At 69.9% G+C, this 16,507-nt stretch carries 12 protein-coding genes; all 12 read right to left on the reverse strand.

All coding sequences use genetic code 11. The features are described from left to right. Positions 1-81: 81 nt before the first annotated feature. Positions 82-1,734 (reverse strand): glucose-6-phosphate isomerase, encoded by a 1,653-nt coding sequence (pgi, locus tag ABTY98_RS32075; RefSeq protein WP_352224566.1) that lies wholly within the window; start codon positions 1,732-1,734, stop codon positions 82-84. A 72-nt stretch (positions 1,735-1,806) separates the two neighbouring features. Continuing rightward, positions 1,807-3,066 (reverse strand): MFS transporter, encoded by a 1,260-nt coding sequence (locus ABTY98_RS32080; RefSeq protein WP_352224567.1) that lies wholly within the window; start codon positions 3,064-3,066, stop codon positions 1,807-1,809. Positions 3,067-3,184: 118 nt separating this feature from the next. Then, positions 3,185-3,520 carry an RNA polymerase-binding protein RbpA gene (locus ABTY98_RS32085; protein ID WP_003976875.1) on the reverse strand — a complete coding sequence of 112 codons (336 nt, stop codon included), beginning with the start codon at positions 3,518-3,520 and terminating at the stop codon, positions 3,185-3,187. A 206-nt stretch (positions 3,521-3,726) separates the two neighbouring features. Beyond that, on the reverse strand, positions 3,727-3,957 hold the full coding sequence (secG, locus tag ABTY98_RS32090; RefSeq protein ID WP_352224631.1) for a preprotein translocase subunit SecG: 231 nt from the start codon (positions 3,955-3,957) through the stop codon (positions 3,727-3,729). A gap of 142 nt (positions 3,958-4,099) precedes the next feature. Beyond that, positions 4,100-4,876, reverse strand: coding sequence for a triose-phosphate isomerase (gene tpiA / locus ABTY98_RS32095; protein WP_352224568.1), 777 nt, complete (start codon positions 4,874-4,876; stop codon positions 4,100-4,102). Positions 4,877-4,881: 5 nt separating this feature from the next. Further along, positions 4,882-6,093 carry a phosphoglycerate kinase gene (locus tag ABTY98_RS32100; RefSeq protein ID WP_352224569.1) on the reverse strand — a complete coding sequence of 404 codons (1,212 nt, stop codon included), beginning with the start codon at positions 6,091-6,093 and terminating at the stop codon, positions 4,882-4,884. A 150-nt stretch (positions 6,094-6,243) separates the two neighbouring features. Further along, a complete protein-coding gene (gap, locus tag ABTY98_RS32105; RefSeq protein ID WP_352224570.1) occupies positions 6,244-7,254 on the reverse strand; it encodes a type I glyceraldehyde-3-phosphate dehydrogenase in 1,011 nt (336 codons plus the stop codon). A gap of 274 nt (positions 7,255-7,528) precedes the next feature. Beyond that, entirely contained in the window at positions 7,529-10,483 is a 2,955-nt protein-coding gene (locus tag ABTY98_RS32110; protein WP_352224571.1) for a M14 family metallopeptidase, read from the reverse strand. A gap of 169 nt (positions 10,484-10,652) precedes the next feature. Next, entirely contained in the window at positions 10,653-11,642 is a 990-nt protein-coding gene (whiA, locus tag ABTY98_RS32115) for a DNA-binding protein WhiA (RefSeq protein ID WP_352224572.1), read from the reverse strand. Continuing rightward, a complete protein-coding gene (locus tag ABTY98_RS32120) occupies positions 11,633-12,700 on the reverse strand; it encodes a gluconeogenesis factor YvcK family protein (protein WP_352224573.1) in 1,068 nt (355 codons plus the stop codon). Before ABTY98_RS32120 ends, whiA begins: the two co-directional genes overlap by 10 nt. Next, positions 12,697-13,737, reverse strand: a complete 1,041-nt coding sequence (gene rapZ, locus ABTY98_RS32125; RefSeq protein ID WP_352224574.1) for an RNase adapter RapZ — start codon at positions 13,735-13,737, stop codon at positions 12,697-12,699. The genes ABTY98_RS32120 and rapZ overlap by 4 nt, the downstream gene beginning before the upstream one ends. Then, the gene (gene uvrC / locus ABTY98_RS32130; protein WP_352224575.1) at positions 13,734-15,998 is read right to left on the reverse strand and encodes an excinuclease ABC subunit UvrC; all 2,265 of its coding nucleotides are present in this window, start codon (positions 15,996-15,998) and stop codon (positions 13,734-13,736) included. The genes rapZ and uvrC overlap by 4 nt, the downstream gene beginning before the upstream one ends. Positions 15,999-16,507: the final 509 nt, after the last annotated feature.

The following is a 16,507-nucleotide window of genomic DNA, read 5'->3' on the forward strand; positions in this document are numbered from 1 at the left end:
TGAAAAGACCGGAAGGGAACCCGTACGGCCCGGCGGCCGTACGGGTTCTTTCATGGCCGGGCCGACCGGGGCTGTCCTGGCCTAACGCCCGCGCAGCTCCCGGTACTTGGCCACCAGAGCCTTCGTCGACGCGTCCAGGCCGGGCACCTCCGCGCCCTCCGTCAGCGCCGGCTCCACGCGCTTGGCGAGGACCTTGCCGAGTTCCACGCCCCACTGGTCGAAGGAGTCGATGTTCCAGACGGCGCCCTGGGTGAACACCTTGTGCTCGTAGAGGGCGACGAGCTGGCCGAGGACCGACGGGGTCAGTTCGCGGGCGAGGATGGTGGTCGTCGGGCGGTTGCCCTTGAAGGTCTTGTGCGGGACCAGCTCCTCGGCGACACCCTCCGCGCGGACCTCCTCCGCCGTCTTGCCGAACGCCAGCGCCTGGGTCTGGGCGAAGAAGTTCGCCATCAACAGGTCGTGCTGCGCCTTGAGTTCACCGCTCAGCTCGGCGACCGGCTCGGCGAAGCCGATGAAGTCCGCCGGGATCAGCTTGGTGCCCTGGTGGATCAACTGGTAGTAGGCGTGCTGCCCGTTGGTGCCCGGCGTGCCCCAGACGATCGGGCCGGTGGTCCACTCGACATCCTTGCCGTCCCGCGCCACGTACTTGCCGTTGGACTCCATGTCCAGCTGCTGGAGGTACGCCGTGAACCTGGACAGGTAGTGGCTGTACGGCAGCACCGCGTGCGACTGGGCGTCGTGGAAGTTGTTGTACCAGATGCCCAGCAGGCCCAGCAGGAGCGGGACGTTGGACTCGGCGGGGGCGGTGCGGAAGTGCTCGTCGACCAGGTGGAAGCCGTCGAGCATCTCACGGAAGCGGTCCGGGCCGATGGCGATCATCAGCGAGAGGCCGATCGCGGAGTCGTACGAGTAGCGGCCGCCGACCCAGTCCCAGAACTCGAACATGTTGGCCGTGTCGATACCGAAGTCGGCGACCTTCTCGGAGTTGGTCGACAGGGCCACGAAGTGCTTGGCGACCGCTTCCTGACCGGCCTTCAGCTCGCCGAGCAGCCAGTTGCGGGCCGAGGTGGCGTTGGTGATCGTCTCGATCGTGGTGAACGTCTTCGAGGCGATGATGAACAGGGTCTCGGCCGCGTCCAGGTCGCGGGTGGCCTCGTGCAGGTCGGCGCCGTCGACGTTGGACACGAAGCGGACCGTGAGGTCGCGGTCGGTGAAGCTGCGCAGCACCTCGTAGGCCATCGCGGGGCCGAGGTCCGAGCCACCGATGCCGATGTTGATCACGTTCTTGATGCGCTTGCCGGTGTGCCCGGTCCAGGCGCCGGAACGGACGCGGTCGGCGAAGTCGCCCATCCTGTCGAGGACCGCGTGCACCTGCGGTACGACGTTCTCGCCGTCGACCTCGATCACCGCGTCACGCGGGGCACGCAGCGCCGTGTGCAGCACCGCGCGGTCCTCGGTGACGTTGATCTTCTCGCCGCGGAACATGGCGTCCCGCAGGCCGAAGACGTCGGTGGCGGCGGCCAGCTCGCGCAGCAGCCGCAGCGTCTCATCGTTGACCAGGTGCTTCGAGTAGTCGACGTGGAGGTCACCGACCTGGAGGGTGTAGCCCGTGCCGCGCGCCGGGTCGGCGGCGAACAGGTCCCGCAGGTGGGTGTCGGCGAGTTCCTCCCGGTGCTTGGCGAGCGCGGTCCACTCGGGCGTCTGGTTGAGCCTGGTACGGCCGTCTGCGTTCATGTGCGACTTCAGCCTTCTTCCTTGCACCTGTTCTGTTGCGTGCCTGCCCCGCTGCCGTTCCAACCTAATTGATCAGCGCGGGACGCGGCCTGCTGTCACGCTGTCCCGCGGCGCAACAACAGGTACGTCCGGCTTGCGCACCGGTATCAACGAGGTGACGGCCAGACCGAACAGGCCGGCGGCGAGCAGCGCGGGCCCGTTCAGGCCGTACGCCCCGGCGACGGCTCCGCCGAGGAGGGCACCGAGCGGCGCTCCCGACGTCGAGGAGGTACGGAAGGCGGAGGCGATCCGGCCGGTCATCGACTCGGGTGCGCGTTGCTGCATCAGCGTGACCTGGTTGACGTTCCACACCATGTTCATCGCGCCGAGCAGCAGCATGCCGGCGACGAGGGCGCCGAGGTGGCGGACGGAGCCGATGAGGACCAGCGACGCCGTCTGGACGGCCCCGGCGACCAGCAGGGCGCGCACCCGCCCGGTGCGGCGGGCTATGCGCTGGGCGAGGAAGCCGCCGGTGATGCTGCCGGCCGAGTACGCGGTCATGGCCGCCGCGTATCCCGCGCTGCCCGCGTGCAGCCAGCGCGTCACATGCAGCACAAGGGTGGCGATCAGGGCGCCCATGCCGATGTTGCACAACAGTGTGGCCACGCAGACCGCCCGCAGGGCGCGGTCCTGCCACAGGGCGCGCAGCCCCTCGCCGATCTCGGTGCGCAGGGTGCTGCCGGCCGGGCGCGGCGCCCGCTCAGGCGGACGTGTCCGCAGGGAGGCGACCAGGGCGGCGGCCGCCAGATAGGTGGTCGCGTCGGCGGCGAAGGGCATGAACGCGCCCGCCGTTAGCAGAAGCGGGACCAGCGGGGCGCCGAGCAGACCGCCCGCGATCTGCTGTCCGGTCATCAGCCGGGCGTTGGCCCCGCCCAGCGCCTGCCGGTCGACCAGGGAGGGCAGCAGGGCCGTGGACGCGTTGTCGAAGAGCGTCTGGAGCGTGGTCAGCGCGAAGGCGAGCAGAAGCAGCAGCGGGATCGAGGCGTGACCGAGCCCCACGGCGAGCGCGAAGGCGGCGACGAGCAGCCCTCGTACCGTGTCCGCGGCCCACATCGCGCGCCGCTGGTCCACCCGGTCCGCGACGGCGCCGCCGAGCAGTCCGAACAGCAGCCACGGCACATAGCCGCAGGCGGTCACCGAGGCGATGGCGAGGGGGTCGTCGGTCAGTCGCGCGGCCAGCAGGGGCAGCGCGGACGTCCGTAACGCGTCCCCGAACCGGGAGACCGCGGCGGCCGTCCACAGCCGCCCGAATCCCCCGCGCCACGTGGGCGCCCGCTCCTTCACCGTCATCATCGCCCCCTCACGATTCGCCGATGCACAAACCGTAGAGGGCACCACTGACAACGGCCGGGGCCGGCCGCGGAGACAGCTCCGGCCAGGCGCCCTCAGGCGCCCGGCCGGTTCCCAACTCCTAGATCTCGCCTCGCAGTTTGGCGAGCGCCTCGGCGAGGATCGCCTCGCCGTCCGCGTCGCTGCGCCGCTCCCGTACATACGCGAGGTGCGTCTTGTACGGCTCGGTGCGCGGCGGGTCCGGCGGGTTGTCCCGGTCCTGACCGGCCGGGAAGCCACAGCGCGGGCAGTCCCAGGTCTCGGGCACCTGCGCGTCGCTGGCGAAGCTGGGCTGCGTCTCGTGCCCGTTGGAGCACCAGAAGGAGATGCGCAGACGCGGCGCGGACTCGCCGCGCTCGGCCTCGCCCATCGGCCCCGCCCCGACCCGGCTACCTCGGATCGCGTTGCCACTTGCCACGGTCGTAACTCCCTGCGTGATGGTGCCGCGAAGCGAGTCGGCGTGTCGCTTCGTTGCGAGCGCCTCAGTCTACGTAAGGCCCAACGCGCGTCCAGTGTTGGGAGTTACCCCGCACCTAGACGCGAGCCCCATGATAGGCCGCGCTCAGGTGCGCGTACCGAACATGGGGCCTTACGTGCGGATTGTGCGTGTGTGCGAGTCGCGGATCAGCTGTTCGTCTTCATCAGCATGCCGAGGACGATGATGCACGCGAACCACAGCAGACCGATCACCAGGGTGATCCGGTCCAGGTTCCGCTCGGCGACCGAGGAGCCGCCGACGGAGGACTGCATGCCGCCACCGAACATGTCGGAGAGGCCGCCGCCCTTGCCCTTGTGCATCAGCACCAGCAGCATCAGCAGCAGGCTGAAGACGATCAGGGCGATCGAGAACCCCAAAACCACGGCTGGACCAACTTCCTCGGATACGGATGGAATGCGGGGCCGAAACCACGACGGAAGCTCGGAACACGCTCCTCATAACAGTTTCGGCCCCGCAAGGGTACGACGGATCGTCGCTACCGCCTACTCGCAGGTCTGCTCACTGGTCGCGGAAGCGCACGATCTTGACGAATTCGTCGGCGTCCAGCGAGGCGCCGCCGACCAGCGCGCCGTCGATGTCGGCCTGCGCCATGATCTCGGCCACGTTGCCGGCCTTGACGGAGCCGCCGTACTGGATGCGGACCTGGTCGGCCAGCTCCTGGCTGTACAGCTCGGCGAGCTTGGCGCGGATCGCGCCGCAGACCTCCTGCGCGTCCCCGGCGCCGCAGACCTTGCCGGTGCCGATGGCCCACACGGGCTCGTAGGCGATCACGATCGACTCGGCCTGCTCGGCCGGGACGTCCTTGAGGCCGCCCTCGACCTGGGCGAGGGTGTGGGAGACGTGGTCGCCCGCCTCGCGGACGTGCAGTTCCTCACCGACGCACAGGATCGGGGTCAGGCCGTGCTTGTAGGCGGCCTTGACCTTGGCGTTCACGAGCTCGTCGGTCTCGTGGTGGTACTGCCGGCGCTCGGAGTGGCCGATGACCACGTATGTGCACTTCAGTTTGGCCAGCATCGGACCGGAGATCTCGCCGGTGTAGGCGCCGGAGTCGTGCGCCGACACGTCCTGGGCGCCGTACTTGATCTTGAGCTTGTCGCCGTCGACCAGGGTCTGCACGGAACGCAGGTCGGTGTAGGGCGGCAGGACGGCGACCTCGACGGCCTCGTAGTCCTTGTCGGCCAGGGCGAAGGCGAGCTTCTGGACGTGCGCGATGGCCTCGAGGTGGTTGAGGTTCATCTTCCAGTTGCCCGCCATGATCGGCGTGCGCGTGCTCATGTAGGTCAGTCCTCCAGTGCGGCGAGGCCGGGGAGCGTCTTGCCCTCGAGGTATTCGAGGGAGGCGCCGCCACCGGTCGAGATGTGTCCGAACGCGTTCTCGTCGAAGCCGAGGATGCGCACGGCGGCTGCGGAGTCTCCGCCGCCGACGACGGTGAAGCCCTTGGACTCGACGAGAGCCTGGGCGACCGCCCGGGTGCCCTCGGCGTAGTCGGGGTGCTCGAAGACTCCCATCGGGCCGTTCCAGAACACGGTCGCGGCGTCGGCGAGCTTGGCTGCGTAGAGGGCACCGGTCTTCGGGCCGATGTCCAGGCCCAGCTGCCCCTCGGGCATCCGGTCCGCGTCGACCACGGTGTGCTCGGTGGGCGTCTTGGCCTTCAGGTCCGGGAATCCGGGGGCGACCACGACGTCGATGGGGAGCACCAGCTCGACGCCCTGCTTCTCGGCGCGCTCCATGTACTCGGTGACGGCCGGGATCTGGTCCTCCTGGAGCAGGGAGGCGCCGACCTCGTAGCCCTTGGCCTTGAGAAAGGTGAAGGCCATGCCGCCGCCGATGAGAAGGCGGTCGGCCTTGCCGAGCAGCTGGTCGATGACGGCGAGCTTGTCGGAGACCTTGGAGCCGCCGAGCGCGACGACGTAGGGGCGCTCGACGTCCTCGGTGAGCTTCTTCAGGACGCCGACCTCGGTGGCGATCAGGTAGCCGGCGTAGTGCGGCAGCCGGGCCGGGAGGTCGTAGACGGAGGCGTGCTTGCGGTGCACGGCGCCGAAGCCGTCGCCGACGTAGACGTCCGCGAGGGCGGCCAGCTGGTCGGCGAACTCGCCGCGCTCGGTGTCGTCCTTCGAGGTCTCGCCGGCGTTGAAGCGCAGGTTCTCGATGACGGCGACCTGGCCGGGCTGCAGCCCGTTCACGGCGTCGTGGGCGGCGGGGCCGACGGTGTCCTGGGCGAAGGCGACCGGGGCGCCGAGGAGTTCGGCGAGCCGCTCGGCGGCCTGGAGCAGGGAGAACTTCGGGTCCGGGGCACCCTTGGGGCGGCCCAGGTGGGAGGCGACGACCACCTTGGCGCCTGCGTCGGCGAGGGCCTTGACGGTGGGTAGGACGGCACGGATGCGGCCGTCGTCGGTGATGAGGCCGTCGGACATCGGCACGTTGAGGTCGGCGCGGACGAAGACCCGCTTGCCGTCGACCCCTTCGGCGAGGAGTTCGTCGATCGTCTTCATGGTTGGGGACTCCTACAGGAGGGCTCTTGGTCGTACGAGGGCTGATCGAACCGTAGACGCAGGGTCGATCCTTACGTGCGTCAGGGCTCGGGCGGCGCGACCGTGCGCTGCCCGAGCCCTGCTACCGCATCGAGGTGCCTGCTTGGCCGATCAGAGCTGGTTGCCGACGAAGACCGTGAGGTCGACGAGGCGGTTGGAGTAGCCCCACTCGTTGTCGTACCAGCCGAGGATCTTCACCGTGTTGCCGTCCTGGACCATGGTCAGGGAGGAGTCGAAGGTGCAGGAGGCCGGGTCGCCGACGATGTCCGAGGAGACGATCTGGTCCTCGGTGTACGCCAGGTAGCCGCTCAGGTCGCCGTCCTCGGAGGCCTTCTTGAACGCGGCGTTGACCTCGTCCTTGGTGACCTCGCGCTGAAGCGTCACGACCAGGTCGGTGGCCGAGCCGGTCGGGACCGGGACGCGCATCGCGATGCCGTCCAGCTTGCCCTTGAGCTGCGGCAGGACCAGGGCGGTGGCCTTCGCGGCACCGGTGGTGGTCGGGATGATGTTCTCGGCGGCGGCGCGCGCGCGACGCAGGTCCTTGTGCGGGAAGTCCAGGATCCGCTGGTCGTTCGTGTACGCGTGCACCGTCGTCATCAGGCCCTTGACGATGCCGAAGTTCTCGTCGAGGACCTTCGCCATCGGCGCCACACAGTTGGTGGTGCAGGAGGCGTTGGAGATGACGTGGTGGTTCGCCGGCTCGTACTTGTCCTGGTTGACGCCCATCACGATGGTGATGTCCTCGTCCTTGGCCGGAGCCGAGATGAGGACCTTCTTCGCACCACCGGCGATGTGCTTGGCGGCGTCTTCCTTCTTGGTGAAGATGCCGGTCGACTCGATGACGATGTCGACGCCCAGCTCGCCCCACGGGATGTCGGAGGGGTTGCGCTCGGACAGGACCTTGATGGTGTGCCCGTCGACCGTGATGGTGTCGGCGGTGTGCGACACCTCGGCCTTGAGGCGCCCGAGGATCGTGTCGTACTTCAGCAGGTGCGCGGTGGTCGCGGTGTCACCCAGGTCGTTGACAGCCACGATCTCGATGTCAGCACCCTGCTCCAGCAGCGCGCGGAAGTAGTTGCGACCAATGCGGCCGAAGCCGTTGATGCCTACGCGGATCGTCACGAACCGATCTCCTCGTTGGTACGCCGGCCATGCGGTGCCGGCGAGCTGTATTTGGGATGTCCCCGACCACCCACGACCCTACCTCCCTGAGGCTCCCGAGGTGACATCCAGATGCCCCATACACGGCGAGGCGGTCCGTACCCGCCAGTAGGGGTACGGACCACCTCGGATCGGGGGCGGTATCACCCCGTTTTGTCACGGAATGCCGACCGTCTTTCGGCGCGATGTCACTCGTTCGTGAGCGGGTCGGCTCACTTGTCGAGTGCCTTTCAGGTCATCTGCCGAGTGCCGTCAACGCCTTCTTCACCAGAGCGGCACGCTCGGCGGCCGAAGTGACCTGTTCCAGGCCGAAACCGAGCAGCACGGTGCGTCCGGTGGTGACGGACCCGTACGTCTTGAACAGGGCTCCGGTGCGCGCCCAGTCCTTGAGGACGGCCGGGCTGCCCGCCGGCGGTCCTGTGACGCTCCAGGGGCCCAGCGAGGTTTCGAAGCCGTCGGTCTCGGTGGCCCTGCCGCCAATCACGAGCGAGGCGTCGTCGACGAGGACGCCGTGCCCGCCGCTGCTCGGGTCGGTGATGTAGCCGAGGGAGATCTCGACGGTCTTCCCGGCGTAGGCGCTCAGGTCGAACTTCACGGCCTGCCAGCCCGCGGAGCCGCCGGTGAGGCTGTGCCAGGAGCCGGTGGTGCCGCTCGGGGCGCACTGGTTGTCGGCGATGGTCAGGTAGTGCTTGAGCCACGGGTGCTCGGCGATCAGGAAGCCGGCCCCGCACTCGCTCGGCACGGCGTCGCTGGTGGCGCCGCCCGCCTCGGGCAGGGTCGTCCAGTCGTCGGCGCCCACGATGTGCGCCTCGACCACCGCGTGGTCGTAACCGGGCTCGGTGTCCCAGAGCAGCTTGGCGCTCAGAGCCGGCTGGTCGGCCGCGCTGACGCCGGTGAGGTCGATGGTGCGGGTGAGGCGCTTGTAGGCGTCGTCGGTGTGGACGGCCGCCGCCATGTACGACCCCGAGTACGGCCCGTACGGGTTGGCGGTCCCCGCGAACTGGCCCGCGCCCGCGCTGGCGAACTGGGGGTAGGTGTCGGCGGAGAGTTCGTCTGAGGTGACGGCGTAGGTCCCGGCCTTGTCGAGCGGGTTGGCGGAGGTACCGCTCAGGGCTCCGCTGAAGCCGGTCAGCGCGCCGGAGCCGGTGAAGCCGGTGGCCCCGGGGGTCGAGGTGCGGGAGTAGGCGCCCAGGTAGTACTGGCTGAAGTCGTTGGACGGGGTGCCGTCGCCGAGGTCGACGCTGCCGCCGGCCAGTTCGCCCGCCTCGATCAGCTTGCCGCCCTCGTTGAGATAGGCGCGCAGCTGGAGCTGGGTGTCGTTGCCGGGGCCGGTCGTGCCCGAGTAGTGCACGACGGTCCTGAAGTGCTTCAGCACGCCGAGCGCGTCGGGCGTGCCCTGGGTGGCGACGTCCCAGACGGCCGCCTTGTGCCCGGCCGCCTTCAGCGCGTCGACATAGGTCTGCGCCTGGGTGGCTTTGGCGCCTTCCTCGGCGACCACCAGGGTGTCCGCCTTGGGGCGCGCGGCGACGGTGTACGTGAAGTGTGCGCTGGAGACCTTCCTGCCGCTCTTCGTCTCCCCGGTGAACCACACCTCGACCTTGTCGCCCGGTACGCCGTCCTTCACCTTGGCCCGGTACTCGTCGAAGTAGAGGTTGTCCTCACCGCCGTAGGTCTCACCGCCCTGCCAGGGCTTGAGCGCCATGTCCAGCGTACGGCCGCCGTTGACGCGGTACTTCAGCTCCTTGTCGCGGATCGCCTTGCGGACGACGGCGGAGACCTCCTGGTCGGCGCCGCGCGAGTACGACGTGGAGAACGTGGCCGGGGTGAAGTCGGCGGCGCTCAGGCCGACCGAGGAGACCGGCTGGTCGGGGTGGGCGGCGGTCTCGGCGACGGAGAGCGCGAACGGGACGTTCTTCGCGAACTCGTCCTGGATCAGCTTCTCGTCGTCCGGGAAGTTGAAGACCGACTGGCAGTCGGCGGCGTTCCAGGCGTCGTTCGGGTCGATGTTCGAGGCCGTCTGGCAGGTCGACATCTCGGGGGTGAACATCGCCATGCCGTTGACGTTCGACGCGTGGCCGTCCGCCTCGCCGTTGGTGGTGTACAGCTCCGAGGAGACCTGCGAGCGGTAGCCGGGGACGGCCGGGTTGTCCGGGGTGCCGGCGAGCGCCTTGTAGAGGACGTCGTCCGGGGTCGGGGTGGCCACCTGCCAGCCGACGCCGTAGAGGAGCAGCTCGGCGGCGGAGTGGTAGTTGATGCCGTACGTGAACCCGACACGCTTCTCGAAGTCGTCGAGCGCCCTGGTCTCGGGCTCGGACTCGGGACTCGCGCCGCGGTATGTCTCGCTGGTGGGGTTGGGGGACGACCCCTCGTCGTCGTAGCCCCACTTGTAGCCGAAGTTGCGGTTGAGGTCGACGCCGTCCCCTGCGCTGATGACGCCGTCACCGTTGACGTCCCGCAGGTTCTTGCGCCACAGGCGGGTGCCGGAGTCCTGGAAGGTGTAGTCGTAGCCGTCGGGGTTGGCGGACAGCACGAACCACAGCTCGGTCGAGTCGAGGATCTTCTTGATGCGTTTGTCGGCCGTGTAGTTGTCCAGGTAGTAGTGCATCAGCCGGCGGGTCATCTCCGGCGTGATCCACTCGCGCGCGTGCTGGTTGGACACATACAGCACGGACGGCTTGGAGCCGTCCTTCGAGCTCTTCGCACCCTTGGTCAGTTTCAGCGCGAGGATGTCCTGGCCGTCGACCGTCCTGCCGATGGACTCGACCTTGGTGAGGCCGGGGTTGGCCTGCGCGGTCCGCAGGATCTCCTCCTCGAGCCCGCCGCTGCCGCTGTACGGGCGGAACACGCCCTGGGAGGCGTTCGCGACACGTGTCTCCGCCTTGGCCGACAGCGTGTGCTCGGTGAGGTCGACGCCCTGCTTCTCCAGGGTCCGGGCCTGCCCGTCGGTGAGATAGAGCTCGACTTCCGTCTTGCCGGATGCGGTGACCTGGTCGCCGAGTTCATGGCCGTCCTGGCCGGCCTTGAGCAGCAGGGGAATCTGCTTCTTGGTGACGTCGGCGCGGTAGACCTTGACCTCGTCGGGGCCGGGCTTCGCCGAACCCCCGGTGTGCGCCTGGGCCATGGGCGCGAGTGCGGCTCCGCCGATCAGGAGCGCGCCGACAGCGAGGATCGATCTCGCTCTGTGTCTCATGAACCCCCCTAGCAGTGGTCCGCCACGGCGACGGACCCCTGCCAGGCTCATGACACTCCATGATCGAGTCAAGGGCACCTCATAGACAGTTCACGGTGGCCTAAAAGGGATGCAAATCCCGGTGCCGGCGACCGCTTTGGGCCGTCGGCACCGGTGCGCTGACGGTGCCTCAGACTGCGAGGTTGTCGGCCAGTTCCTCGCTGAGGTTGGCCTCGGTGCCCGGGATGCCCATGTCGGACGCGCGCTTGTCGGCCATCGCCAGCAGACGGCGGATCCGGCCCGCGACGGCGTCCTTGGTGAGCGGCGGGTCGGCGAGCGCGCCCAGCTCCTCCAGGGATGCCTGCTTGTGCTCCATGCGCAGCCGGCCGGCCGCGGCGAGGTGCTCGGGGACCTCGTCGCCGAGGATCTCCAGGGCGCGCTGGACCCTGGCTCCGGCGGCGACGGCCGCGCGGGCGGAGCGGCGCAGATTGGCGTCGTCGAAGTTGGCGAGGCGGTTCGCGGTGGCCCGGACCTCGCGGCGCATCCGGCGTTCCTCCCAGGCCAGCACGGACTCGTGCGCGCCGAGGCGGGTCAGCAGGGCGCCGATGGCGTCACCGTCCCGGACGACCACCCGGTCCACTCCACGCACCTCGCGGGCCTTCGCGGCGATGGACAGCCGACGGGCGGCACCGACCAGCGCGAGCGCGGCCTCCGGGCCGGGGCAGGTCACCTCAAGGGAGGACGAGCGGCCGGGCTCGGTCAGCGAGCCGTGCGCCAGGAAGGCGCCGCGCCAGGCCGCCTCCGCGTCGCAGGTCGCCCCGGAGACGACCTGCGGGGGCAGGCCCCGGATGGGGCGGCCCCGGCCGTCCACGAGCCCGGTCTGGCGGGCCAGCTGGTCACCGCCCGCGACCACCCGCACCACATAGCGCGAGCCCCGGCGCAGTCCGCCGGGTGCCATCACGATCAGCTCGGAGCTGTGTCCGAAAATCTCCAGGATGTCCCGCTTGAGGCGCCGGGCCGCCATCGCGGTGTCCAGCTCCGCCTCGATCACAATGCGCCCGCTCACCAGGTGGAGGCCGCCCGCGAACCGCAGAATGGCGGAGACCTCCGCCTTCCGGCAGCAGGTCCGGGTGACGGGTAGCCGGGAGATCTCGTCCTTCACCGCTGCCGTCATCGCCATGGGCCGATCCTTCCATGCATCCGAAAAATACGGTCGTACGCGGCGGCCAACAGCTCCGGATCATGCCGGGGTGATCCGTCGGTCCGGGCCACGGGGCCCAGCTCGACCGCGGCTCCCAGCCGCTTGGCGGCTTCGGTGAGCGAGTCGCGGTCGGGCACGGCGGCCTCGTCGGCCAGCACCACGTCCAGGGCGAGTTTAGGGGCGTGTCGGCCCAAAACCTCCAAATGACGCTGCGGTGAGAAGCCTTCGGTTTCACCCGGCTGCGGTGCGAGGTTCAACGACAGGACCTTCCGGGCCTTGGTCTCGGTGAGCGCGTCGAGGAGATCGGGGACGAGCAGGTGCGGGATCACCGAGGAGAACCAGGACCCCGGGCCCAGCACCACCCAGTCCGCGTCGAGGACCGCCTCGACTGCCTCCGGCACGGCCGGCGGGTCGTGCGGCACCAGGTGCACGGACTGCACCTCGCCGGGCGTCAGCGCCACCGTGGCCTGCCCCCGGACGATGTCCACCTCCTCCGGCCGCTCCGGGTCGTGCCCCTTGACCAGGGCCTGCAGCTCCAGCGGAACGGCGGACATGGGCAGCACCCGCCCGTGCGCGCCGAGCAGCTTGCCGACCAGGTCCAGGGCCTGGACGTGGTCGCCGAGCTGTTCCCACAGGGCGACGATCAGCAGATTGCCGACCGCGTGCTCGTGCAGCTCGCCCTTGGACTGGAAGCGGTGCTGGATGACCCGGGCCCAGGTCTGGCCCCAGTCGTCGTCACCGCACAGCGCTGCGAGGGCCTTGCGCAGATCACCCGGAGGAAGCACACCGAGTTCGTCGCGGAGGCGCCCGCTGGAGCCGCCGTCGTCGGCCACGGTGACGACGGCGGTGAGGTCGCCGGTGATCCGGCGCAGCGCGGCGAGCGAGGCGGACAGGCCCATGCCACCGCCCAGCGCGACCACCTTGGGCTGGGCACCACGGCGGCGCGGCCGGGCGCCACGGGCCTCGACTGGGCGGCCCGCGCGGGACTCGGGCACGACCCGGCGCAGCCTGCTCAGCCGTGGAGTACGTCCGGTCACTCGCGCCCCATGTCCCTGTGCACGACTACGGTCTCCACTCCCTCGGCGGCCAGACGGGCAGCGAGCTTCTCGGACACGGCGACCGAGCGATGCTTGCCGCCCGTGCAGCCGATGGCGATGGTCACATAGCGCTTGCCCTCGCGCCGGTAACCGGTCGCGATCAGCCGCAGCAGCTCGGCGTACCGGTCGAGGAACTCCTTGGCGCCCGGCTGGTTGAAGACGTACGCCGACACCTCCTCGTTGAGGCCGGTGTACGGGCGCAGCTCCGGCACCCAGTGCGGGTTGGGCAGGAACCGCATGTCGGCGACCAGGTCGGCGTCGACCGGCAGGCCGTACTTGAAGCCGAACGACATCACGGTGGCCCGCAGCTCGGGCTCCTCCTCGCCGGCGAACTGGGCGTCCATCTTGGCGCGCAGCTCGTGCACGTTGAGGCTGGAGGTGTCGATCACCAGGTCGGCGTCGCCGCGCAGCTCGCGCAGCAGCTCGCGCTCGGCGGCGATGCCGTCCACGATCCGGCCGTCGCCCTGCAGCGGGTGCGGGCGGCGCACCGACTCGAAGCGACGGACCAGGGCGTCGTCCGAGGACTCCAGGAAGACGATCCGGCGGGTGACGCTCCGGCTGTCGAGGTCGGCGAGGGACTCGCGCAGGTTGTCGAAGAAGCGCCGGCCGCGAACGTCGACGACGACCGCGATCCGCGCCACGTTGCCCTGGGAGCGGGCGCCCAGCTCCACCATGGTGGGGATGAGGGCCGGCGGGAGGTTGTCCACGACGAACCAGCCGAGGTCCTCCAGGCACTTCGCCGCCGTCGAGCGGCCCGCTCCCGACATGCCGGAGATGATCACCAGCTCGGGGATGGCCGCCTCGGGCGCTCCGGCCGGAGTGGCATCCGTACTCACTTCTGCTCCGTTTTCCTGGACCGCTTCCGCTTCCTGCGGCTGATCCTGGCCCACCTCGTTGTGCGTTTCCTTGGGCGGACCCTGGGATTCGCTGAACGCCGGATCTCGCTGGGCTGTGTGCTGTGCCTCGTGCTCGGTCATCTCTCCTGCCCCCGTCGATCGTCCGGGGCGCCCGCGGGTACGGGCTCCCCCGAGGCGTCCGCCGTCGTCTCGGGCGCCTCGTCTTCCCTGTCATCCATGATCTCTCCGGTCGCCGTGTTCACGGCAGGCGCGGCCGGGGCCGCCTGGGCGAGGGCCGCGGCGATGGTCTCGGCCGTCTTGCGGCCTATCCCGGGCACCTCCTGGATCTGCTCGATTGTGGCGGACCGCAGCTTCTTCACCGAGCCGAAATGCTTGATCAACGCCTGTTTGCGGGTCTCGCCGAGACCCGGTACGTCGTCCAGCGGGCCGGAGCGGAAGCGCTTGGCCCGCTTGGTGCGCTGGTAGGTGATGGCGAAGCGGTGCGCCTCGTCGCGGACGCGCTGGAGCAGGTAGAGGCCTTCGCTGGTGCGGGGCAGGACCACGGGGTCGTCGTCCTCGGGCAGCCAGACCTCTTCGAGGCGCTTGGCGAGGCCGCAGACTGCGATGTCGTCGATGCCCAGCTCGTCGAGCGCCCGCTTGGCCGCCGCGACCTGGGGACGGCCGCCGTCGACGACCACGAGCTGGGGTGGGTAGGCGAACTTCCTGGGGCGGCCGTCGTCGTCCTTGAAGCCGTTGATCGGGCGGCCGTCGCCGTCGGTCTCGGCGCCTGTGGATGCGCCGACGTCTGCGGGCGCGCCGTTGTCTGCGGGCGCGCCGCTGTCTGCGGGCGCGCCGTTGCCCATGTGTGCAGCGGTGTCCGTGTCCGTGGGTGCACCGGCGTTGGTGGGTTCACCGGCGTCCGTGAGCGCACTGGTGTCCGCGGGTGCACTGGTGTCCGTGAGGGTGCTTGGCGTGTCGTCCTCCACCCACTCGCCGGTCCTCTCCTTCTCGGCGAGGTAGCGGCGGAAGCGGCGGGTGATCACCTCGTGCATGGAGCGCACGTCGTCCTGGCCGGCGAAGCCCTTGATCTGGAAGCGGCGGTACTCGCTCTTGCGCTGCAGGCCGTCCTCGAAGACGACCATGGAGGCCACGACGTCGTCACCCTGGAGGTGCGAGATGTCGTAGCACTCGATGCGCAGCGGGGCGCTGTCCAGGTCCAGGGCGTCGGCGATCTCCTCCAGGGCCCGGGAGCGGGTGGTGAGGTCGGAGGCGCGCTTGGTCTTGTGGAGGGCGAGCGCCTGCTGGGCGTTGCGCTGCACGGTCTCCATCAGGGCCTTCTTGTCGCCGCGCTGCGGGATGCGCAGCGAGACGTTCGACCCACGGCGGACGGCGAGCCATTCCTGGACCGGCTCGACCGGCTCGGGCAGGGCCGGAACCAGCACCTCCTTGGGGACGGCGTCCCCGGTCTCCTCACCGTAGAGCTGCTGGAGGGCGTGCTCGACGAGCGCCCCGGTGGTGACGTCCTCCACCTTGTCCGTCACCCAGCCGCGCTGACCGCGCACTCGACCGCCGCGCACATGGAAGATCTGGACGGCCGCCTCCAGCTCGTCCTCCGCGACGGCGATCAGGTCGGCGTCGGTCGCGTCGGCGAGCACGACCGCGTTCTTCTCCATGGCCTTCTTCAAGGCCTCGATGTCGTCGCGCAGGCGGGCGGCCCGCTCGTACTCCATCTCCTCGGCCGCCTCCATCATCTGCTTCTCCAGCCGGCGGAGGTAGGTGCCGGTGCGGCCGGCCATGAAGTCGCAGAACTCATCAGCGAGTTCGCGGTGGTCCTCCGGGGAGATCCGGTCGACGCAGGGGGCCGAACACTTGCCGATGTAGCCGAGCAGACAGGGGCGGCCGGTGCGGGTGGCGTTCTTGAACACCCCGGCGGAGCAGGTTCGCACCGGGAACACGCGCAACAGCAGGTCGACCGTGTCCCGGATCGCCCATGCGTGGCCGTACGGCCCGAAGTAGCGGACGCCCTTCTTCTTGTGACCGCGCATCACCTGGACACGCGGAAACTCCTCATTCATCGTCACCGCGAGGTACGGGTAGCTCTTGTCGTCGCGGTACTTGACGTTGAACCGGGGGTCGTACTCCTTGATCCAGGAGTACTCCAGCTGGAGCGCCTCGACCTCTGTGGACACCACGGTCCACTCCACGGACGCGGCCGTGGTGACCATCGTCCGGGTGCGGGGGTGCAGGCTCGCCAGGTCCTGGAAGTAGTTCGCCAGGCGCTGGCGCAGGCTCTTCGCCTTTCCGACGTAGATCACCCGGCGGTGCTCGTCACGGAACCTGTACACCCCGGGAGTGTCCGGGATCTGTCCCGGCTTGGGGCGGTAGCTGGAGGGGTCGGCCATGTCTCACACCCTACTGGCGCCCGCCGACACCGCGACGGGCCTGTGGACAACCCTCGACGAGGCCGGAGGGGACCGGCGGGACCGGCGAACGTCGGGAATGCGGAACGGGAGGGACAGAAAGGGCGCCAGGCGTGCAGGGGGCCCGGGCGGAGGGGGCTCAGGCGGCGGGGACTCGGCCGCGGGGGCTCGGGCGGCCGGGGGCTCAGGCGGCGGGGGCTCGGCCGCGGGAGCTCGGGCGGCGGGGGCTCGGGCGGCCGGGGGCTCGGGCGCAGGGGGCTCGGGCGCAGGGGGCTCGGGCGCAGGGGGCTCGGGCGCAGGGGGCTCGGGCGCAGGGGGTCGGGCGCAGGGGGTCGGGCGACGGCCGACTCGGGCAACGGCGGGCTGCGGGGATCAGGGGGGGGCCTGGGGCGTCGGGGACGCTGGGGCAAGGAGGGCTTCTGCGGTATCCGAAGACGCCGGGCGAGACGGCGCCGGGGGCACTGGGCGATGCGGCTCCCGGCGTCACGGGG

The organism is Streptomyces sp. NPDC096040 (assembly GCF_040303265.1).
Classification (GTDB): Bacteria; Actinomycetota; Actinomycetes; order Streptomycetales; family Streptomycetaceae; genus Streptomyces.

Coding starts and splice junctions, on each gene's coding strand:
- pgi (WP_352224566.1), bottom strand. CDS start 1,734: ATGAACGCAGACGGCCGTACCAGGCTCAACCAGACGCCCGAGTGGACC.
- ABTY98_RS32080 (WP_352224567.1), bottom strand. CDS start 3,066: ATGATGACGGTGAAGGAGCGGGCGCCCACGTGGCGCGGGGGATTCGGG.
- tpiA (WP_352224568.1), bottom strand. CDS start 4,876: ATGAGCACGCGCACGCCGATCATGGCGGGCAACTGGAAGATGAACCTC.
- ABTY98_RS32100 (WP_352224569.1), bottom strand. CDS start 6,093: ATGAAGACGATCGACGAACTCCTCGCCGAAGGGGTCGACGGCAAGCGG.
- ABTY98_RS32110 (WP_352224571.1), bottom strand. CDS start 10,483: ATGAGACACAGAGCGAGATCGATCCTCGCTGTCGGCGCGCTCCTGATC.
- whiA (WP_352224572.1), bottom strand. CDS start 11,642: ATGGCGATGACGGCAGCGGTGAAGGACGAGATCTCCCGGCTACCCGTC.
- rapZ (WP_352224574.1), bottom strand. CDS start 13,737: ATGACCGAGCACGAGGCACAGCACACAGCCCAGCGAGATCCGGCGTTC.
- uvrC (WP_352224575.1), bottom strand. CDS start 15,998: ATGGCCGACCCCTCCAGCTACCGCCCCAAGCCGGGACAGATCCCGGAC.